Annotated in this window: 19 protein-coding genes and 1 other RNA gene; 10 read left to right on the top strand and 10 right to left on the bottom strand. The window is 58.6% G+C overall.

The features are described 5' to 3' along the window. The first annotated feature begins 152 nt into the window (after positions 1–152). Positions 153–2,462, top strand: a complete 2,310-nt coding sequence (locus QE432_RS05150; protein ID WP_019564903.1) for a methyl-accepting chemotaxis protein — start codon at positions 153–155, stop codon at positions 2,460–2,462. 132 nt (positions 2,463–2,594) lie between these two features. Beyond that, the gene (locus QE432_RS05145; RefSeq protein ID WP_019564904.1) at positions 2,595–3,596 is read left to right on the top strand and encodes an LLM class flavin-dependent oxidoreductase; all 1,002 of its coding nucleotides are present in this window, start codon (positions 2,595–2,597) and stop codon (positions 3,594–3,596) included. 52 nt (positions 3,597–3,648) lie between these two features. Here QE432_RS05145 and QE432_RS05140 read toward each other — a convergent pair whose 3' ends face one another. Then, on the bottom strand, positions 3,649–4,395 hold the full coding sequence (locus tag QE432_RS05140) for a YebC/PmpR family DNA-binding transcriptional regulator (RefSeq protein ID WP_003497595.1): 747 nt from the start codon (positions 4,393–4,395) through the stop codon (positions 3,649–3,651). 200 nt (positions 4,396–4,595) lie between these two features. On the opposite strand from QE432_RS05140, the gene QE432_RS05135 reads away from it, so the two are divergent. Beyond that, positions 4,596–5,099 carry a pyridoxamine 5'-phosphate oxidase family protein gene (locus QE432_RS05135; protein WP_003511401.1) on the top strand — a complete coding sequence of 168 codons (504 nt, stop codon included), beginning with the start codon at positions 4,596–4,598 and terminating at the stop codon, positions 5,097–5,099. 37 nt (positions 5,100–5,136) lie between these two features. On the opposite strand, the gene QE432_RS05130 is transcribed toward QE432_RS05135, so the two are convergent. The 7 genes from QE432_RS05130 to QE432_RS05100 form a co-directional block, all read right to left on the bottom strand. Continuing rightward, a complete protein-coding gene (locus tag QE432_RS05130) occupies positions 5,137–5,979 on the bottom strand; it encodes an MBL fold metallo-hydrolase (protein WP_013761825.1) in 843 nt (280 codons plus the stop codon). Between the two features lie 127 nt (positions 5,980–6,106). Beyond that, positions 6,107–6,931, bottom strand: a complete 825-nt coding sequence (locus QE432_RS05125; RefSeq protein WP_003511403.1) for a TIGR00282 family metallophosphoesterase — start codon at positions 6,929–6,931, stop codon at positions 6,107–6,109. Between the two features lie 105 nt (positions 6,932–7,036). After that, positions 7,037–7,618 carry a 5-formyltetrahydrofolate cyclo-ligase gene (locus tag QE432_RS05120; protein WP_035199653.1) on the bottom strand — a complete coding sequence of 194 codons (582 nt, stop codon included), beginning with the start codon at positions 7,616–7,618 and terminating at the stop codon, positions 7,037–7,039. Beyond that, positions 7,618–8,880, bottom strand: coding sequence for a hemolysin family protein (locus QE432_RS05115; protein WP_003511405.1), 1,263 nt, complete (start codon positions 8,878–8,880; stop codon positions 7,618–7,620). The genes QE432_RS05120 and QE432_RS05115 overlap by 1 nt, the downstream gene beginning before the upstream one ends. 234 nt (positions 8,881–9,114) lie before the next feature. After that, positions 9,115–9,273: non-coding RNA, 6S RNA (ssrS, locus tag QE432_RS05110), on the bottom strand. 78 nt (positions 9,274–9,351) lie between these two features. Continuing rightward, positions 9,352–9,729, bottom strand: coding sequence for a cell division protein ZapA (locus tag QE432_RS05105; protein WP_003511406.1), 378 nt, complete (start codon positions 9,727–9,729; stop codon positions 9,352–9,354). A gap of 11 nt (positions 9,730–9,740) precedes the next feature. Beyond that, on the bottom strand, positions 9,741–10,013 hold the full coding sequence (locus tag QE432_RS05100; protein ID WP_003511407.1) for a DUF4164 domain-containing protein: 273 nt from the start codon (positions 10,011–10,013) through the stop codon (positions 9,741–9,743). A gap of 324 nt (positions 10,014–10,337) precedes the next feature. Between QE432_RS05100 and tkt the strand changes: the two genes are divergently transcribed. Both tkt and gap read left to right on the top strand, forming a co-directional pair. Beyond that, on the top strand, positions 10,338–12,320 hold the full coding sequence (tkt, locus tag QE432_RS05095; protein ID WP_065704432.1) for a transketolase: 1,983 nt from the start codon (positions 10,338–10,340) through the stop codon (positions 12,318–12,320). A 62-nt stretch (positions 12,321–12,382) separates the two neighbouring features. Then, entirely contained in the window at positions 12,383–13,393 is a 1,011-nt protein-coding gene (gap, locus tag QE432_RS05090) for a type I glyceraldehyde-3-phosphate dehydrogenase (protein WP_003511409.1), read from the top strand. 200 nt (positions 13,394–13,593) lie between these two features. Here gap and QE432_RS05085 read toward each other — a convergent pair whose 3' ends face one another. After that, positions 13,594–13,860, bottom strand: coding sequence for a hypothetical protein (locus QE432_RS05085; RefSeq protein WP_003511410.1), 267 nt, complete (start codon positions 13,858–13,860; stop codon positions 13,594–13,596). A 386-nt stretch (positions 13,861–14,246) separates the two neighbouring features. Between QE432_RS05085 and QE432_RS05080 the strand changes: the two genes are divergently transcribed. From QE432_RS05080 to QE432_RS05070, 3 genes are all read left to right on the top strand, one after another. Continuing rightward, positions 14,247–16,112: a potassium/proton antiporter gene (locus QE432_RS05080; protein WP_026330715.1), complete on the top strand. Its 1,866-nt coding sequence runs from the start codon at positions 14,247–14,249 to the stop codon at positions 16,110–16,112. Between the two features lie 68 nt (positions 16,113–16,180). Beyond that, positions 16,181–17,383, top strand: coding sequence for a phosphoglycerate kinase (locus QE432_RS05075; protein WP_003511413.1), 1,203 nt, complete (start codon positions 16,181–16,183; stop codon positions 17,381–17,383). 190 nt (positions 17,384–17,573) lie between these two features. After that, positions 17,574–18,599: a class I fructose-bisphosphate aldolase gene (locus QE432_RS05070; RefSeq protein ID WP_003511414.1), complete on the top strand. Its 1,026-nt coding sequence runs from the start codon at positions 17,574–17,576 to the stop codon at positions 18,597–18,599. Between the two features lie 56 nt (positions 18,600–18,655). On the opposite strand, the gene QE432_RS05065 is transcribed toward QE432_RS05070, so the two are convergent. Beyond that, positions 18,656–18,811, bottom strand: a complete 156-nt coding sequence (locus QE432_RS05065) for a hypothetical protein (protein ID WP_013761835.1) — start codon at positions 18,809–18,811, stop codon at positions 18,656–18,658. A 136-nt stretch (positions 18,812–18,947) separates the two neighbouring features. Here QE432_RS05065 and QE432_RS05060 point away from each other — a divergent pair, with 136 nt between their 5' ends. Then, the gene (locus tag QE432_RS05060) at positions 18,948–20,237 is read left to right on the top strand and encodes an MFS transporter (RefSeq protein ID WP_003511417.1); all 1,290 of its coding nucleotides are present in this window, start codon (positions 18,948–18,950) and stop codon (positions 20,235–20,237) included. Continuing rightward, positions 20,234–20,425: a DUF1192 domain-containing protein gene (locus QE432_RS05055; RefSeq protein ID WP_003511418.1), complete on the top strand. Its 192-nt coding sequence runs from the start codon at positions 20,234–20,236 to the stop codon at positions 20,423–20,425. Before QE432_RS05060 ends, QE432_RS05055 begins: the two co-directional genes overlap by 4 nt. Positions 20,426–20,514: the final 89 nt, after the last annotated feature.

Here is a 20,514-nt window from a genome sequence, read left to right as displayed (position 1 = left end):
AACCGCGTACCGCATTGTTCCCGCACAAAATCAAAAAAGGGGAGCTGCGGACATGATGATCCGCAGCGCAATATTTTCGCCATATCAGCCATCCGGTGGCGCCATCAATGCATGGTGCGGGAAGTGATACGGCATTAAGGGCTGCATCGGCCATGCTGAACCGTTTTCATTCCATATCCACCAAAGTGCTCGTGATTTTCCTTGCGCTGATGACGATCTCGACCGGGGCTCTCACGCTTCTCGGCTATCAAAGCAGCAGCGGCGTTCTCGAGGAACAGGCGTCGAAATCCATGGAGAGCATTCTCGTCTTCAGGGGCGATATGCTGCAGGAACGCCTTGAGCAGCTTGAAACGCAGGCGGATTCCATCGCCAAGATCGAATCCCTGCAAATGGCGGTAGTTTCCATGCGCAGCGGCTGGGGCACCGTGCAGAAGAGTTCCGGCGACGCAAAGGCGGAACTGCAACGCGTCTTCGTCAAGGAGAACCCCTACGGAGAGAAAGAAAAGCTCATCAAGCCCGAAAATCCGAGCGGCTTTTATTATTCCACCCATGAAAAAACCCAGACGGATATCGGCGGCTACCTCAAGGGAACCCCATTCAGCGATGTTCTATTCATCGATCCGGCCGGCACGGTTTATTACTCCTATCTGAAAGGACCGGCTTTCGGGGAAACCGTCACGGGTGGCGCCTGGGCGGATAGCGGCCTTGGGGCTGCTTTTGCGCGCGGAGCCACCAACGCAGGAAAAGCCGTGAACGACGTGGCGCAGACGAGTTTCTCCGGTCTGCGCATCGACGCCGCGACTAAAGAGGCCGGCATCTATTTCGGTATTCCGGTAGTCAAATTCGGTGCGTTCAAGGGCATCGTTCTCTTCCGCGTCAAACAAGAGGTCTTCAGCCAGATCCTCGCGAAAGGCATCTCCGCCGGCAGCTCCGAACAATCCGCGATCGTTTCCGCCGATGGCAAGGTTCTGGGCGTGGATGGCAACGGTCTCGTCAGCCTTAATCCGGCAATCTATGCCTTCCATGCACAAGCACTTAATACGTCCGGCATGACGATTGCCAAGATCAACCGTCCGGACGGCGAAGCCAATGCCTATGCCCGCGCCTTCTCGTTTGCCGGTGAAAAATACCTCGCGGTGGAAAGCATGTTGCGCAGCGAGTTGAACGCCGGTTCCATTTCGATTGCCGGCACGTTAGCCGTCATCGGCCTTTGCGTTCTGGCAGCCATGTGCGCGGCAACCGCCTTTTTTGCACGGCGCCTGTTCGCACCGCTGGAGAAGCTGGCCGGGCTGACTGGCGAAGTGGCGGCAGGCCGTCTCGATGCCGAGATCGGCAATCAGGACCGCAAGGACGAGATCGGCCGCATGGCGCGCGCGCTTGGCAGTTTCCGTGAAAAACTCATTTTGCAGCGGGAAATGGAAGCGACCACGTCCCGCACGCGCGAGGAAGCCGAAACGGCACGCCGCGCACATCTTGCGGAACGAGAGGCCGAGGCCGGCACGCTGCAAATGGTCGTGCGTTCTCTTGACGAAGGGCTGGATCGACTGGCAAGCGGCAATCTCGCCTATCGCATTGAGACTGTCTTCCCAGACGATCTTGAAAGTCTGCGCCACAACTTCAATACGGCGCTTGCAAGGCTCAGCGAGACCATGCAGGCCATCGGCGGCAATTCCGCCGCCGTTCGCGGCGGCTCGGAGGAAATGCGGGTAGGTGCAGACCAGCTCGCTGAGCGCACTGAACGGCAGGCCGCCTCCATTACCGAGACGGCAAGCGCCATCAAGGCAATCACCGAAGCCGTCCGCGACCAGATCGAACGTGCCGAACAGGCAACACGGATCGCCCGCGACGCCAGTACGCAGGCCACTGCGTCCAGCCACGTCATGGAGCAGACCATCGCCGCCATGGAAGCGATCCAGACCTCGTCGCGCCAGATCAACCAGATCATCGGCGTTATCGATGAAATCGCCTTCCAGACCAACCTTCTCGCCCTGAACGCAGGTGTGGAAGCCGCGCGTGCGGGCGAGGCCGGCAAGGGTTTTGCCGTTGTGGCGCAGGAGGTGCGCGAGCTGGCACAACGCTCGGCCGCCGCCGCAAAAGAAATCACCAGCCTGCTGAAGCGCTCCACCGACGAGGTTTCCACCGGCGTGGCACTGGTCGAAAAGGCGGGGGCCTCGCTAACCGGCATCGGCAAGCACGTGCAGACCATCAGTTCCCGCATCGAAGAGATCATGGAATCCACCCGCGAGGAGGCGCATACGCTTGCTGAAATCAACAGCACCGTCACCAGTCTCGACACCATGACCCAGCAAAACGCCGCCATGGTGGAGGAGACGACGGCGGCCATTCACAATCTCGCTTCCGAGGCGGGAGAGATGGACGGCAGGCTCGGACAATTCGTGCTCGCTTCCGACCGGCAACCTCCAGACCATCGCGAAACCCGGCAATTCCGTCGAGCGGGCTAAAAAAATGAAAAGGGGCCTCTTTCGAGGCCCCAATTTTTTTGAACCATCCTTCAATTCTGCGCGACTTCTATGGTAAATCGGGACACGCGCCTTACATCCGCATCAAAGACAGAATTTGTGTAGGAGCGTTGGATGATCCCCTTTTCCATTCTCGACCTTTCGCCAATCGGCGAAGGCGAGAGCGTCAGCCAGGCGCTTGAAAATTCTCGCCGCATGGCGATCAAGGCTGAAGACCACGGTTACAACCGCATCTGGCTTGCGGAGCACCATGGCATGCCTGGTATTGCGAGCGCAGCCACATCGCTCGTGATCGCCCATGTTGGTGCCGCCACGAAACATATTCGCGTCGGTTCAGGCGGCATCATGCTGCCTAACCACTCCCCGCTCGTCATTGCCGAACAATTCGGCACGCTGGCGGCACTGTTGCCTGGCCGGGTCGATCTCGGACTTGGCCGCGCGCCGGGAACCGATATGCGGACGGCAAGGGCGCTGCGCCGCAATCTTGATGCCGGTGCGGAGAACTTCCCGCACGACATCATCGAGCTCCAGCAGTACCTTGGCCAGCCCCAGCAGGATCAGGCGATCCTTGCCGTGCCCGGCATGAATTCGCACGTGCCGCTCTGGTTGCTTGGCTCAAGCACCTATAGCGCGCATCTGGCAGCGGCACTCGGCCTGCCCTATTCCTTTGCGTCGCATTTTGCGCCTGACATGCTGATGGAGGCGATCCATATCTATCGCGAGCGCTTCCAGCCCTCTGCGACGCTGGACAAGCCCTATGTGATGGTTGGAGTGATGGGAGTCGGCGCCGATACCGACGAGGAAGCGCAATATCTCTTCACCTCGTCACAGCAGCAATTCGTCAACCTGCGCCGCAATGTACGCGTCCCGTTCCCCAAGCCGGTTCACAGCATGGACGACCACTGGAACGAGATGGAGCGTTTTTCGGTGGAACATACCTTGCGTTTCGCCGCCGTCGGCTCGCCTGAAACAATCGGACGCCACCTCGACGGCTTCCTCGCCGAAACGCAGGCCGACGAACTGATCGTCTCGATGCCGATCCACAATATCGAAAAACGGCTGCGATCCGTGGAGATCTTCGCCGATGTGCGGACCTCCATCAGGAAGGCCGCCTAAACAAAAAGCCCCGGAGCGATGACGCTGCCGGGGCTTTTTTTAGTCTGAACCGTCAGGCGGAAAGCTTGGCGAGAATTTCTTCCGAAACTTCGAAGTTGGAATAGACGCTCTGCACGTCGTCATCGTCTTCGAGATTGTCGATGAGCTTCATCAGCGACTGCGCCTTTTCCTCATCCACCGGCACCGTGTTCTGCGGCTTCCAGATGGCCTTGACGCTTTCAGCTTCGCCGAGCACGCCTTCCAGCGCCTTGGAAACCTCGTTCATCGCCTCGAAACCGCAGATGATGGTGTGACCGTCCTCAGAAGATTCGACATCGTCGGCACCAGCTTCGATAGCCGCTTCCATGACCTTGTCGGCATCGCCGACTTCGGCCTTGTAAGTGATCTCACCGACGCGGTCGAAGGAGAAGGAAACCGATCCGGTTTCGCCGAGTGCGCCACCAGCCTTGGTGAAGATGGAGCGGACGTTGGAGGCGGTGCGGTTGCGGTTGTCGGTCAAGGCCTCGACGACGACCGCGACGCCACCCGGGCCGTAACCCTCGTAACGGACCTCATCGTAGTTTTCGCTGTCTGCACCGGAAGCTTTCTTGATCGCGCGCTCGATATTGTCCTTCGGCATGGACTGGGCCTTGGCGTTCTGAATTGCCAGGCGCAGGCGCGCGTTCATGTTCGGGTCGGGCATGCCCGCCTTTGCCGCAACGGTGATTTCACGCGCAAGCTTGGAAAACATTTTGGACCGAACGGAGTCCTGCTTGCCCTTGCGGTGCATGATGTTCTTGAACTGTGAATGACCAGCCATGGAAAACCTGATTGTCTTAATTTGGAGATTGCGGGCCTTATAAGTGCGATATGCCCGCCGTTCAAGCCCGCAAGCGCTTTCTCTTGGCCGCAAGAATATAAGGAACTGATTTATCCGCTTTTCGTTTTGACAATGAAAGCGGAAGAGCGGGACATTTTTCACCCTCCCGGTCGCCGCAGCAAACCCAACGGAGGAAACACATGGTCAGCCTGACTGAAGCAAGAGAAAACCCTGCCCGCCAGCTCTGGGATGAGGTCAATTCGGTCCATGCCGGCATGCTTGGCCTCGAGGGCCTGCACAATCATATGCAGCCGATGGCACCGCACGCCGACCCCAAGACCAACACGATCTGGTTTTTCTCCAAGAAAGACACCGATCTCGTCAAAACGCTGAAGCCGGGTTCGCGGGCGCATTTTTGTGTCGTCGGCAAGGACCATGATTATCACGCCTGCCTCTCGGGTGTGCTCGAGGCGCGCGACGACAGGACAAAGATCGAAGAATACTGGAACTCCGTAACCGCAGCCTGGTACGAGCACGGTAAGAGCGATCCGCAACTGACGATGCTGGCGCTGCATGTTGACGACGCGGAAATCTGGGCCTCGACTGACAGCACGCTAAAATTCGGCTGGGAAATCGCCAAGGCCAATATGTCCGACGATAAAATGCCTGATGTCGGCGTTCGCCAGCACCTCGCCTTCGCCTGAGATACGACTCCCCCGACTTTCCTCGCCGGTCGCTTTACTACATGCCTTTTGGCACCAGTATCTGCGGCTGGCGGGGAAGGTTCCTCATTGAGACCCGGATGATCGCATCTTTTGCGTAGGCGATCTGGAAGCTTTCCCCAAACATCGTCAGAAACTGCTCCAACGGCGGCCCGGTGCGGTGCATGGGCAAGATCAGTGCGGAGCGCAGGCGCTTGACCACGCGGCTCATGCTGTCGGCCCCCATCGTCAAACCACCATCCACTGGAACCATCAGCACATCCAGACGACCGATTTCGGCATAATGCTTGTCCGTCAGTTCGTGATGCAGATGGCCGAGATGGCCGATACACAGCCCCGCAACCTCGAAGATGAAAATGGAATTGCCGTTTTCCTGAAAGGATTCGTAATCGCCCCAGCGGTTGCGAATGTCAGTCGCGACGTTGCGGATATAGACATCACCGACCAGAAGCTTGTGCTCGGCCTTTTCTCCGGGCGTATCGCTCCAACCGTGCAGCACATGCTGAATGGCCGGATCCGGACTAAGAGTGAAATGCGTCATATGCGCCCGGTTCATCGTCACCACTGTCGGCGTGACCGGTGGGCGATAGACGCCATTATAATCTGTGGCGATCGTCACGCCGCCAGGACTTTCGATGAGATAGGTGGAATGGCCGATGAAGCTGATCTTCACCTCTTCCTTAGCCGTGGCCTGCGCCAGCTGGGCACCTGCCGGTTTGAAGCTGGCGAACATGACGCCGGGAATGTTGCGGGCGATTGCCTGGCACTGGCTGACGGGAGGGCGGCTTCCAGCCTGGGAAAAGGCCGCTCCCGCGCACGCAACCAGTCCGGCCATTGCAAGCATTAGCACGCGCAGCATCATGCCACTCCCTCGAACTTGCGAAGAAAGGAAGATGAGGCAGGTTTTGCAGGGCGTCCAGCGCCAACAGCGGCGGAACGCTCACGATCTCGTCATTGTGAACGGATGATGAGCGCTAGAAGCCGAAAGCTCACGCCCAGAAGGACGGGAGGGTTTCGGAGAGCCTCGGGCCAATTCGCAGCGGTGCGATCTTTTCCGCAAGGCCGGTCCGGTCGGAAATCTCGACGCCGACGCCGCAGATCGTCGCAGGTCCACTGGCGGCTTCGAAACGGCCCTTCGGCATTTTGGAAATGAAGCGGTTGATCGGCTCTTCCTTTTCCATGCCAAGCGAGCTGTCGTAGTCACCGCACATGCCGGCGTCCGACATATAGGCCGTGCCACCGTTCAAGATCTGGGCGTCAGCAGTCGGAACATGGGTGTGGGTGCCGACGACGAAGCTTGCACGTCCATCAACGAAATGACCGAAACACTGTTTTTCGCTCGTCGCTTCCGCGTGGAAATCGAAGATGATGGCGTCGGCCTGCTCCTTCAGCGGGCAGGCAGCGAGAATGTTCTCCGCCGATTTGAAGGGATCGTCCAGTTCCGGATGCATGAAGACCCGGCCCATGATGTTGGCGACAAGCACACGCGCACCGTTGCGGGCGTAAAAGATGCCCGAGCCCTTGCCCGGCGTACCATCGGGATAATTGGCTGGCCGCAGGAACTGGTCATGGCGCTCGCAGAAGGAAACGGCCTCCTTCTGGTCCCAGACATGGTTGCCGGTCGTCACCACATCCGCACCGGCATTGATGGTTTCGAGATAGATATCCTCGGTGATGCCGAAACCACCGGCGGCGTTTTCGCCATTAACGATGACGAAATCGAGCTTCAGATCGGAAATAAGCCCGGGCAACCTGTCCCAGACAGCCGTGCGTCCGGTCTTGCCAACCATATCTCCGAGAAAAAGAAGCCTCATTCACCCGCCCCGATCTTGCGCATGTTCCTAAATTCCGTCCCCTCTAACGGGTAATCCATCTTTTAAAAAGTGCTAAAGCGCCTTTTTCCGACCGGTCATCAACGGCTACGCCGAAAACCAGCGCAAGCCACTCTCCGTCAGAACCGCCTGAAGCGGCACGTCATGTGGCTCCGCCGGCACGGATGGCACTTCCTGACAATCAAATGCGACGCCGATGAGAACGGGGGCTCGGCCTTTGCTGTGCAATCTCGCAATAGCGCGATCATAATGACCCGCGCCATAACCGATACGCTGACCCTGCCCGTCAAAGACGGAGAGCGGGACGAGCAGAATATCCGGATCGAGAACTTCTGCGTCCTCCGCCGGACCGGTCGTGCCGAAGCCCGTCTTCACCAGCGGTGCATCCGCATCAAAGGCGCGGAAAACGATGGTCTCCCGGTTCAGCACAACGGGAAGGGCGAGGCGCCCGCCTCTTGTCCGCAGTGCCTCCATCAGCGGCCGAATATCGGCCTCTGAACGGATGGGCATGAAACCGGAAATAACGGCACCTGGCGAGAACGGAATGGCAGATGCACCATATGCCGTCATCGCCTCGCTTTTTTGCTGACGCTCGGCTTGTGGCAACGCATCACGCGCGGCAAGCCTTTCGCCGCGCAGCCTTGCTTTTTCGGCGATGTCGCCAGACATCAGGCAGCCCGGCTCACGAGCACCTTGTCGATACGGTGTCCATCAAGGTCTATGACCTCAAAACGCCAGCCGTTGCGGGTGATGTGTTCGCCCAGTTCCGGCAGGCGACGGAACTCGTCAAGCACCAGACCGGCAACGGTCTCGAACTCGGCGTCTTCGTCGATCTGGAAGCCCATGCGGTAAGCGAACTCATCGGCGGGCATCCAGCCGGCAACGAGGAACGAACCGTCCTCGCGCTCGACGATCGCCGGCTCCTCGTCATTGTCTTCCTGGAAGGCACCTGTGATTGCTTCCAGGACGTCGCCAGAGCTGACGATACCTTCGAAATGGCCGTATTCGTCATAGACCAGCACCATATGCACGGTGGAACGGCGCAATGACTGGATGACATCGACAGCGCTCGTCAGATCCGAGACGACGGGAACTTCGCGCAGAAGCTCGCGCACATTCAGCTCCTTGCCGGATGCCAGCGCATCGAAAGCGTCCTTGGCGAAAAGCACGCCGAGAATTTCATCGGAAGCGCCGTTGCGCACGGGCAGGCGGGAACGCTGCGTTTCCCGAAGCTGAACACGGATTTCTTCCGCACTGTCTTCAATATCGACGACTTCCACGTCGCGGCGCGGCGTCATCAGGCCACGGGCATTACGGTCGGCAAGGCGCATGACGCTGGTGATCATCGCCGATTCCTCGGTTTCGATGACGCCGGCGCTATGAGCTTCCGCCAGAACCGTGCGGATTTCGTCATCCGTGACCGATGCATTGGACGTGCCGCTATGGCCGAGAAGCGCAAGGATGGCCTTGCCGGATTTGTCGAGAAACCAGACCAGCGGCGCGCCGACCTTAGAGAGCATCACCATGGTGGGTGCAACACGGGCAGCGATCTTTTCCGGATCGCGCAGCGCAATCTGCTTCGGCACCAGTTCGCCGACGATCAGCGACAAATACGTGATGGCGACGACCACGGAGCCCACGCCCAACGCATCGGCAACCCGATCAGGGACGCCCTGCACCGACAGCCATGCCGTGAACCGGGCGCCGAGGGTGGCGCCGGAAAACGCACCGGAGAGAACGCCGACCAGCGTGATGCCGATCTGCACCGTGGAAAGAAAGCGTCCGGGATTTTCGGAAAGACCGAGCGCCATCGTGGCGCCCTTGCTGCCGTGCGCGGCAAGCACCTTGAGCCTCGCCGGTCTGGAGGAGACAACGGCAAGCTCGGACATGGCAAGCACACCGTTCAATACGGTGAGCAGGACCACGATCATAATTTCAGTAAACAAGTTTAGCTCTTTGGGCTGTTGAACGGCACGTCGCGGTTTTGGCCGCAGCGCCCTCTTTCAAAAAAAAGGGCATGACAGACATACCAATTGAGATAATAGGGAATTGTTCCGCCATTGCAATGACAGCAGCATAAAAAAGCCGTCTCCGGCAGCAATGAAAAATAACTGTCGACACTATATGAGTCAGAAGAAGAATCGGGGAGTGACCCGAAACTTCAAGTGCGATCCACGGCGACCGATGGAGATTTACGATCCTGGGTGCCTACAAATGTAGGTGGGCGCCATGTGTCCAGCCCCACGGGACTGGCCAGGGACAGCTCCCTTTGGATCGAGTATGGCCCCAGGGATTGTGGTTCCTGTCGGGAAGCGCAGAACGCCTCTTAGATATAGGACGTATCCAACCAAACCACCAGAGGGCCACGAACGAATTTTGTTGCTGGAAAGCTTTGCCGGCGATCAATGCGCCGCAGGCTTTGGCCGCGCCAGGAGTTTTTCGGTAATACCGTTCAGACGGTCGGCCAGATCGCTGATGGCAACGGCAACCATCTCGTCCGATCTTGCCTTGTGTTCGGCCATACCGTCGCGGTTGCGAGAAAGGGACGCTATTTCCCCCTCCAGCTTTTCGATCTTGCGGTTGAGCTCGGAAAGTTCGTCCATCACCATGATGCCCGACATGACGGTCAATCGCAGATCACCGATTTCGCCGAACTGGCTCTTTAGATGCCCCACATAACGGTCAAAACGGGTAGCGAGATCGGTCAGGTGCTCTTCCTGCCCTGCCTCGCAAGCCATGCGGTAGGCCTTGCCGTCGATCATAACAGTAACTTGCGCCATGAAACCGCTCCCTATCGATCCAGCACCGCGCGAATCGTCTCCATCGCCGTCACCAGACGGCGGGAAACCTCGCGGTTGACTTCTTCGAGACGATTGGCGCGAAACTCGGCCTGGTCCAGCTCGTGCGCGAGCCTTGCGCGATCGACATGGACCCGCTTGACCTCGTTATCGATTTCGCCCGTCTCCCTTTGCCGTTCGATACGCATATCGATGGCATTTTCGAGATTTGTGATGGCAGCGCTCAGCTCCGTCACCGCAGATTGTACGGTCTTCTCAGCCGACATCGTTTTTTCCAACTCGCAAGTAACCGGCCGAATCGTCCGGTTTCAGGCCTTTTCAACATCCAAGAGGTTATTACCCGATTTATCATCACGTCAATCAAACCAGTGCATTGAGGCGTTTTGCTCTGTGGATGAACGAGGAAACGGCGACACATATCGCACGATTTTTCTCGAGACACCCGTTTTGCTAAACGATTTTTATCCTTGAGAGAACCGCAATTGCCCGTGGATTTATTGACTTGCCTGCCTCACCTGCTATGGATCAACCCGCTTTTTGGATAGTTGCGTAAAACTATCTCCCTTCACCCGGAAACAGACGGAAAAGCCATGATTTCTCGCGACAAACACGACCGGATGGCCAATGCAATCCGCTTTCTTGCCATGGATGCAGTAGAGAAGGCCAACTCCGGCCATCCCGGCCTGCCGATGGGCGCAGCTGATGTCGCCACTGTTCTTTTCACCCGCTTTTTGAAGTTCGATCCCAAGAGCTCGTTGTGGCCGGATCGTGACCGCTTCGTGCTGTCTGCGGGCCATGGTTCGATGTTGCTTTACTCGCTGCTCTATTTGACGGGCTACGAGGACATGACTATCGACGAGATCAAGCGTTTCCGTCAGTTCGGCTCCAAGACCGCCGGCCATCCCGAATATGGCCACGCGACCGGCATCGAAACGACGACCGGCCCGCTCGGCCAGGGCATCGCCAACGCCGTTGGCATGGCAATCGCCGAACGCAAGCTGGAAGAAGAATTCGGCTCCGATCTGCAGAACCACTTCACATATGTGCTGTGTGGTGACGGCTGCCTCATGGAAGGCATCAGCCATGAAGCCATCGCGCTTGCCGGCCACCTGAAGCTCAACAAGCTCGTTCTGTTCTGGGATGACAACAACATCACCATCGACGGTGAAGTTGGCCTTTCCGACAGCACCGACCAGATCGCCCGCTTCCAGGCTGTTCACTGGAACACCATACGCGTCGACGGCCATGATCCGGATGCGATTGCCGCCGCGATCGAAGCTGCACATAAATCCGACCGCCCGACCTTCATCGCCTGCAAGACCGTGATCGGTTTCGGCGCACCCAACAAGCAGGGTACCCACAAGGTTCACGGCAACCCGCTGGGCGCCGAAGAAATCGCCGCCGCCCGCAAGAGCCTCAACTGGGAAGCCGAAGCTTTCGTCATTCCGGAAGACGTGCTGGATGCATGGCGTCTCGCCGGCCTGCGCTCGACCAAGACCCGTCAGGACTGGGAAGCCCGTCTCGAAGCCACTGAAGCCGGCAAGAAGGCCGAATTCAAGCGCCGCTTCGCCGGCGATCTGCCCGGCAACTTCCACAGCGCGATCGATGCCTTCAAGAAGAAGATCATCGAGAACAACCCGACCGTTGCGACCCGCAAGGCCTCGGAAGACTCGCTTGAAGTCATCAACGGCATCCTGCCGGAAATGATCGGCGGCTCGGCCGACCTGACGCCGTCCAACAACACCAAGACCAGCCAGATGAAGTCCATCACGCCGACGGACTTCTCCGGCCGGTACCTGCATTACGGCATCCGCGAACACGGCATGGCAGCAGCGATGAACGGTATCGCACTGCATGGCGGTCTCATTCCCTATGCCGGCGGCTTCCTGATCTTCTCGGACTATTGCCGTCCGTCGATCCGTCTGGCTGCCCTGATGGGCATCCGCGTCGTCCACGTTCTGACGCATGATTCCATCGGCGTCGGCGAAGACGGCCCGACCCACCAGCCGGTGGAGCAGATCGCCGCGCTGCGCGCCATCCCGAACCTGCTCGTCTTCCGCCCGGCGGATGAAACCGAGACGGCGGAATGCTGGCAGCTGGCGCTTGAGCAGAAGCATCGTCCTTCGGCACTGGCGCTCACCCGCCAGAACCTTGCGCCTTCGCGCAAGGAATACGAAGAAAAGAACCTTTCCGCTTACGGCGCCTACGAACTCGTATCCGCAAGCGATGCCAAGGTTTCGATCTTTGCATCCGGCTCGGAAGTGGAAGTAGCGCTCAAGGCTGCAGCGACGCTGAAGGACAAGGGCGTTTCCGCCCGCGTCGTTTCCGTTCCCTGCTTCGAGCTCTTCAAGGAACAGCCGGAAACCTACCGCAACGCCATCATCGGCAAGGCTCCGGTCAAAATTGCGGTGGAAGCCGCCATCCGCCAGGGCTGGGATTACTTCATCGGCTCCGACGGCGCTTTCGTCGGCATGCATTCCTTTGGTGCGTCCGCGCCGGCGAAGGATCTCTTCAAGCACTTCGGCATCACGGCGGAAGCTGTCGTCGCCGCAGTCGAGGCAAAACTTGCATGAGGGCTTCCCAAGCCCTCACATTCCGCAAAGACCAAGCACATATCTTGTTCGGGAGACTATAAATGACTGTAAAAGTTGCCATTAACGGCTTTGGCCGCATCGGCCGCAATGTTCTGCGTGCCATCGTCGAATCCGGCCGCACCGATATCGAAGTCGTTGCCATCAACGACCTCGGCCCGGTTGAAACCAACGCCCACCTGCTGCGCTACGATTCGATCCACGGCAAGTTCCCGGCAGATGTGAAGGTCGAAGGCGACACGATCATCGTTGGCGGCGGCAAGCCGATCAAGGTTACGGCCGTTCGCGATCCGGCAACGCTGCCGCACAAGGAACTGGGTGTCGACATCGCGCTCGAGTGCACCGGCATCTTCACCGCCCGCGACAAGGCCGCTGCCCACCTGACGGCAGGCGCCAAGCGCGTCATCGTTTCCGCTCCTGCTGACGGCGCTGACCTCACGGTTGTCTTCGGCGTCAACGACGATCAGCTGACGAAAGACCATCTGGTCATTTCCAACGCGTCCTGCACCACCAACTGCCTCGTGCCAGTTGTGAAGGTTCTCGATGACGTCGTTGGCATCGATCACGGCTTCATGACAACGATCCACTCCTACACGGGCGACCAGCCGACGCTGGACACCATGCACAAGGATCTGTACCGCGCCCGCGCCGCAGCCCTTTCCATGATCCCGACCTCGACGGGTGCAGCCAAGGCCGTTGGCCTCGTTCTGCCGCACCTCAAGGGCAAGCTGGACGGTACGTCGATCCGCGTTCCGACCCCGAACGTTTCGGTCGTCGATTTCAAGTTCATCGCCAAGCGCGACACGACGGTTGAGGAAGTCAACGAAGCAATCAAGTCCGCTTCCAACGGCAAGCTGAAGGGCATTCTCGGCTACACCGAAGAGCCTTTGGTCTCCCGCGACTTCAACCACGACAGCCACTCCTCGATCTTCGCGATCGATCAGACCAAGGTCATGGAAGGCAAGTTCGTGCGCGTTCTTTCCTGGTACGACAACGAGTGGGGCTTCTCCAACCGCATGTCGGATACGGCCGTCGCATTTGCGAAGACCATCTGAACAAGCACCACGGTTCGCGAATTACGAAAAACCGGCAGGCGCAATCCTGCCGGTTTTTCTTTGCCAAAAAATTGCCGGCGGGACGAGGGACCCGCCGGTATCGCTCCTGAAGCAAGGCGGGGCGTTTCGGATCGAAAACCATCGCCCGGCAAGAGGCGCATGAGACCAAACCGACCAAGTCTGATGAACTGCACAACCCGTTATTTCTTGTTGTTGATGATAATCTGATCCGAACTGCTACCGCTCCAGATCGTATCGAAAGTCTGTTGCCTCAAATCGCTTTGCTGCATGGAAAGCTTCATCATGCAGTCAGCGAAATCACGCGAACCTTCAGGGTAACCAAACACCCGGCAACGCTCGCGTTGGGCGGCCATGTTTTCAGCCGTCTGTTCCGTGCTAGAACAGCCCGAAACAATTGGGCCGACCGCCAGCAAGGCAATAAATATAGTAATGGATTTCCGTTTCATCCGATCGCTCCGGTCATGGTGAAAGCAACTCGGACGCGACAACTAACGTAGCTGCATTGTCTCTATGTTACGTCGAAACGCCGGCATGCGAATTGTTTGCGCGAAACATCCACAGCGCTACACGCCATGAACGTTTCGTCCGGGCGCCGAAAAAAATCCCATTTCCTGCCTTCGTCTGGTCCACTTTGAAACGGACAAGAAGAACAGGGACAACGGTCGTGCGCAATGCACTTCGGCCCTGCCGTATCATTCGATACACCCCGCCTTGCGTCGCCTTTCATCGCCACCCACAACAGCGCTGACAGACCGCAACCCGTGGCGCATTGACTGCAAACGTGCAGGGCATTGATTGCGACGGCCAGCGCGGTTTGAAAGAGGCGGTGGACGTGGAATCATTTTATCTTCTGTTGCTGGTGGCAACTGTTCTGGTTCTCGTCGCAGCGTTCTCAAGCCTCATCGCCTTCCGGTTCGGCGCACCGCTCCTGCTGCTCTTCCTGATGATTGGCCTTGCGGCAGGCGTGGATGGCCTCGGTATCCAGTTCACCAACAATCCGCTCGCCTATATGCTCGGCTCGCTCGTTCTCGCCGTCATCCTTTTCGATTCCGGTTTCGGTACGTCGATACAATCCTTCCGGCTTTCGGCAGCGCCCGCCGTCGCCCTCGCCACCGTCGGCGTCATCCTCACATCCGTGTTTTTCGCAGGCGCTGCCGCCCTGCTGCTCGGACTGTCGTGGCTGGAAGGCCTGCTGCTCGGCGCCATCGTCGCTTCTACGGATGCGGCAGCCGTATTCTTTCTCTTGCGCATCGGCGGCATTCATATCCGCGATCAGGTCCGCTCAACGCTTGAGGTCGAATCCGGCACCAATGATCCCATGGCGATTTTCCTCACCGTCGCGCTGGTCGAGATCATCGCCAAGGGACAGGGACTGGCCGGCATCGACACCGGCTTCCTGCTGCTGTTCGTCGAGGAAATGGGTCTCGGTGTTATTTTCGGCCTGCTCGGCGGCGTCATGATCGCAACAGTCGTCAACCGTTTCGCTGCCGACCGCGGGCTGGCGCCGATCTTCGTGCTGGCTCTTGCCCTGCTGGTCTTCTCCTTCACCGGCGCTATTGGCGGCAGTGGATTTCTTGCGGTCTATGTGGCGGGCATCGTTGCCGGCAACCGCCGGATTTTTGCGAAGGAGACCATCCGCCGTTTCCATGAAGGGCTGACCTGGCTTGCCCAGATCATCATGTTCCTGATGCTCGGCCTTCTGGCAACGCCATCGCAATTTCCAGCGATTGCCATTCCGGCCGTGCTGCTTGCGCTTTTCCTGATCTTTGTCGCCCGCCCGCTTGCGGTGTGGCTCAGCCTCATGCCCTTCAACTATACCCAGCAGGAAACCTCCTTCGTGGCATGGGTGGGCCTTCGTGGAGCGGTTTCCATCCTGCTTGCCATCATGCCCATTCTTGGCGGGCTGGACGATGCGCAAATCTATTTCAATGCCGCCTTCATCATCGTGCTCGTGTCGCTTCTGCTGCAAGGCTGGACCATCAAGCCGGTGGCAACACGGCTCGGGCTGATCGTGCCGCCGCGCATGGGTGATGTCGACAAACTGGAAGTGGACCTTCCCGGCACTGCCAATCACGAACTGATTTCCTACCGCGTGGCCAAAGGCAGCGCCATCATGCAGGGCGAGCGAATTCCCCGCTGGGCGATGCCTTCGCTCGTCGTGCGTGATGGCAAATCCATTCGCTACCAATATGCCGGGCGCCTGCGCGAGAATGATCTCGTCTATCTTTTTATCGCGCCCGGTTATACGCGGCTGATCGACCGGCTGTTTGCAAGCGCCCTGCCGGTTGCGGATGACGACGCCGATTTCTTCGGAATCTTTGCAATCTCTCCCGCGCGTCCGGCCACGGAGCTTGACGCCGCCTACGGCCCCGGCCTTATTTCGGCCAACGAGCATGCCATGAGCATCGCGGAACTGATCGAGGCGCGCCTTTCTGGCAAGGCAGATTATGCCGACCGGGTGCGCCTTGGTTCTATTGTTCTCATCGTTCGGGCGCTGGACGAACATGAGGCGATTACCGGGATCGGAATTTCGCTTGAGCCGGTCGAACCGGCTATCGGCCTACCGATCTTTATCAGCTTTTCGGAAATTCTCCGCCGCGTGCGCGCTTATCTGGCGCAGCGACGCCAGTCGGGCTCCACCGCTGCCGGCAAGGGCATTTCCGCGCCTTCAGACGAGGCAAGAGAAAATGAGGCCTGACCGGCTTGCGTCGGCAATCAGGCATAGTATGGTCCGTCCCGAACTCGCAACGAAATCAGGATCGACCTATGCCCGCCTTCAAGACCATCGATGACCTTAACGATATTGCCGGAAAGCGCGTCCTTGTCCGTGTTGATCTCAACGTGCCGGTTGCGGATGGCAAAGTGACGGACAGCACCCGTATCGAGCGGGTTGCACCGACCATTCTGGAGCTTTCCGAAAAAGGCGCAAAAGTCATTCTGCTCGCCCATTTCGGTCGCCCCAAGGGTGAACCTGTCGCCGACATGTCGCTCTCCCAGATCGTGCCTGCGGTCGAGGAAGTGCTGGATCACGCCGTTTTCTTCGCATCCGATTGCATCGGTGCGCCGGCAGCCGACGCAGTCGCGAAAATGAATGATGGCGATATCCTGCTTCTGGAAAACACCCGCTTTCACAAAGGCGAAGAGAAGAATGACACCGCCTTCGTCGAGGCTCTGGCAGCCAATGGCGATATCTATGTGAACGACGCCTTCTCTGCCGCGCACCGTGCGCACGCCTCCACCGAGGGCTTGGCGCGTCATCTGCCCGCCTATGCCGGTCGCACCATGCAGGCCGAGCTTGAGGCGCTGGAAAAAGGCCTTGGCCAGCCTGTTCGCCCGGTCGTCGCCATTGTCGGCGGCGCCAAGGTTTCCAGCAAGATCGATCTCCTGATGAACCTCGTCAAGAAGGTCGATGCCCTCGTCATCGGCGGCGGCATGGCCAATACCTTCCTTGCCGCGCGTGGCGCACAAGTCGGTAAGTCCCTCTGCGAGCACGACCTTGCCGAAACCGCAAAACAGATCATGATCGAGGCGGCGACATCCGGCTGTGCGATCGTACTGCCGGAAGACGGCGTGGTTGCCCGCGAATTCAAGGCCGGTGCGGCAAATGAAATCGTCGATATCAACGCCATTCCCGCTGACGCCATGGTTCTCGATGTCGGCCCAAAATCGGTCGAAAGCATCAAAGCCTGGATTTCGCGCGCGGAAACGCTGGTCTGGAACGGCCCGCTTGGCGCCTTCGAAATCGAGCCCTTCGATGCGGCAACCGTTGCTGCCGCAAAACATGCCGCCGAATGCACGAAGGCCGGCAAGCTCGTCTCCGTCGCCGGTGGCGGCGATACGGTCGCGGCACTCAACCATGCCGGAGTCTCGGACGATTTCACCTATATCTCGACGGCAGGCGGCGCCTTCCTAGAATGGATGGAAGGCAAGGAATTGCCGGGCGTTGCCATCCTGACCGCCGCCAAGTAGACTTCCCACACTTGCCTGACACGAGGCCGGACAAGCGATGCTTGGCCGGCCTTGTTTTTTGGTAAGTGCGCATGGGAGGAAAGTTTCAAACGATTGAAATGATTTCAATCGTTTCAATGAGTTAGCATGCCATTTCCCTGCCCTGGAACTTCTGTTATCGGGAATTTATTGTGCCTTGGGAGAATAGCAAATGACCGAACGTCTCGAAGACATCGCAATCAAAATGGTTGCAGACGGCAAGGGCCTGCTCGCCGCCGACGAATCCACAGGAACGATCAAGAAGCGTTTCGACAGCATCAACCTGGAATCAACCGAGACCGCCCGCCGCGATTATCGCGAAATGCTGTTCCGCTCCGACGACGCCATGAAGAAGTGCATCTCCGGCGTCATCCTTTACGAAGAAACCTTGTTCCAGAAGGCCGCCGACGGTACGCCATTCGTGGACATCATCAAGGCCGCCGGCAGCCTGCCGGGCATCAAGGTGGATATCGGCGCCAAGCCGATGGCTTTCCACCCGGGTGAATTCATAACCGAAGGCCTTGACGGCCTGTATGAGCGCCTGCGCAAGTACCATGAAGCCGGCGCGCGTTTCGCCAAGTGGCGCGGCGTCATCACCATCGGTGATCAGCGTCCGAGCTGGGGTTCGATCAAGGCAAACTCCCAGTCGCTCGCTCGTTACGCTGCCCTCTGCCAGCAGGCAGACATCGTGCCGATCGTGGAACCGGAAGTGCTGATGGACGGCGAACCCGGTACGCACGATATCGATCGCTGTGCGGAAGTCACGCAATGGGTTCTCCAGACCGTGTTCGCGGATTTGTTCGACGCCCGCGTCAACCTTGAAGGCATGATCCTCAAGCCGAACATGATCATCGACGGCAAGAATGCCCGCAAGGCTTCCGTTGATGAAGTGGCGGAAAAGACCGTGAAGGTTCTGAAGGCGACCGTGCCTTCTGCCGTTCCCGGCATCGCTTTCCTTTCCGGCGGCCAGTCCTCCGAAGAGGCGACGGCACATCTCTCCGCCATGAATGCCGGTTACGACCTGCCCTGGTCGCTGACCTATTCGTACGGCCGCGCCCTTCAGGACACCGCACTCAAGGCGTGGGGCGGTAAGCAGGAAAATGTCGCGGCCGGCCAGCGTGCTTTCACACACCGCGCGATGATGAACACCCTGGCTGCCAAGGGCAACTGGAAGCAGGAACTCGAAAAGGCTGCCTGAGGCATAGCCCCAGGCATTTATAAAAAATTGAAGCCGCCCCTTGGGCGGCTTTTTCTTTATGGGCGCAAAAGCAGCGTCGCCGACCAGATGACGAAGGCGGCAACCGCTATCTTCCAGCAATCGCCTCTTTTCTTGAGGCCGGGCAGGCCCAAGGGGCGGATGATCTGCACAATCATCGCCAGCAGTAAAAAAAGGCCGATCGCCTTTGTCATTTATTGAGCCTTTTCTTTATTTCTGCATCGTCACAGGCTGGACATTTTTACCGTTCACCAGAAGAGTGCAACTCATTCGGGTAACCCCCGTCTTATGGCCTGCCGACCATACGTTCGAACGCATGAGAGTGTCTTCATGAGCAGAAATCTTCTACCCGTATTCGCTCTTTTATCCAGCACTCTGTTTCTTTTTCTCGGTAACGGCCTTCAGGGTCTCGTGCTACCCATGCGCGGTTCGGCGGAAGGCTATTCCAATGAAATTCTGGGCTTTCTCGGCACCTCCTGGGCGGCAGGCTTCGTCATTGGGTGTTTTGTGGCGCCCGCCATCGTGCGACGTGCGGGGCATGTGCGGGCATTTGCCTCCTTCGTGGCGCTTGTCTGCCTGACCGTGCTGATGACCGGCCTCGTTATCGATGATGTCTGGTGGATTACGCTCCGCGCGCTTACAGGGTTCTGCACCGCCGGCACTTCCATGATCATCGAGAGCTGGCTGAACGAGCGCGCGACCAATGAGAGCCGCGGCATGATCTTTTCGCTCTATATCGCCATAACGCTGCTTGGCGTCGTGGCTGGGCAGATGATCGTGCCGATGGGCGATATCAGCAATAGCTCGCTGTTCATGATCTGCGGCATCATCTATTGCATCGCCATTCTGCCGGCCACGCTTTCTAAGGCTGCCAGTCCCCAGCCCTTGCAAAAGGTGAAGCTGGACTTACCCGCCCTCTATCGGAATTCGCCGGTCTCCTTCGTCGGTATCCTGATGATCGGCATCGCCAATGGTGCTTACGGTACGCTTGGCGCCGTTTTCGGCGCGCGGGCGGGCCTTGATCCGACCATGATCGCCATCATGGTTTCAGTCACGATTTTCGTCGGCGCGCTCGCCCAGTTTCCAGCAGGCCGCCTTTCGGACCGGATTGACCGCCGTTATGTGCTTGCCGGACTGGCGGGGCTTGGCGCGGTTGCGGGCTTGGCCGTGGCGGCCGTGCAGCCGCATGATGTCTATGTCCTCATTCCGATGATCGCCATTTACGGCGCCGCCGCCAACGCGCTTTATCCCATCGCCGTGGCGCATGCCAACGACTTTGCGGCATCGGAAGACTTCGTCAAGGTTTCCGGTGGACTGCTACTGCTTTATGGCATCGGCACCATCATCGGCCCGACGCTCGGCGGCGCGGTCATGACCTATTCCGGCCCCTATGCGCTGTTCCTGGTGACAGCCGTCGCCCATGTGCTGATCACGGCCTATGCCATCATCAGAAGCCGTCAGCGCGCCACGCTTTCGAACGCCGAAAAGGACAATTTCTCGACGATGATGCCGACAACGCCCTCACCGCTCGTGACACCGGAAAGCATTGCGCTTGACCCGCGCGCGCCGCAATATCCCGAGGACGATGGCGACCATGTTGAAAAAGGAGCAGGCATATGAGCCTCTTGGACGATGACCGTCCGCAAAAACCGGTAGCGCATGAGATCGGCAGCGATCTCAGCCTTCTTTCGGTGGACGAGCTGAGCAACCGCATCGACATTCTTCAAACCGAAATCACCCGACTTGAAGAGGAGAGGAAAAGGAAGTCTGCCGGCCGGCTTGCGGCGGAGAACCTCTTCCGGTCCTGACAGGCGGCCTTCAGCAAAACCTCCGGCCAAGTCTTAACTCGATAAGCTGCTGCCGGAAAGGCATACGAGATTAACGATTCTGATGCAGT

The sequence above is a fragment of the Agrobacterium sp. SORGH_AS_0745 genome, assembly GCF_030818995.1.
Classification (GTDB): Bacteria; Pseudomonadota; Alphaproteobacteria; order Rhizobiales; family Rhizobiaceae; genus Agrobacterium; species Agrobacterium tumefaciens.
This window is presented reverse-complemented; position numbering and strand designations above follow the sequence as displayed.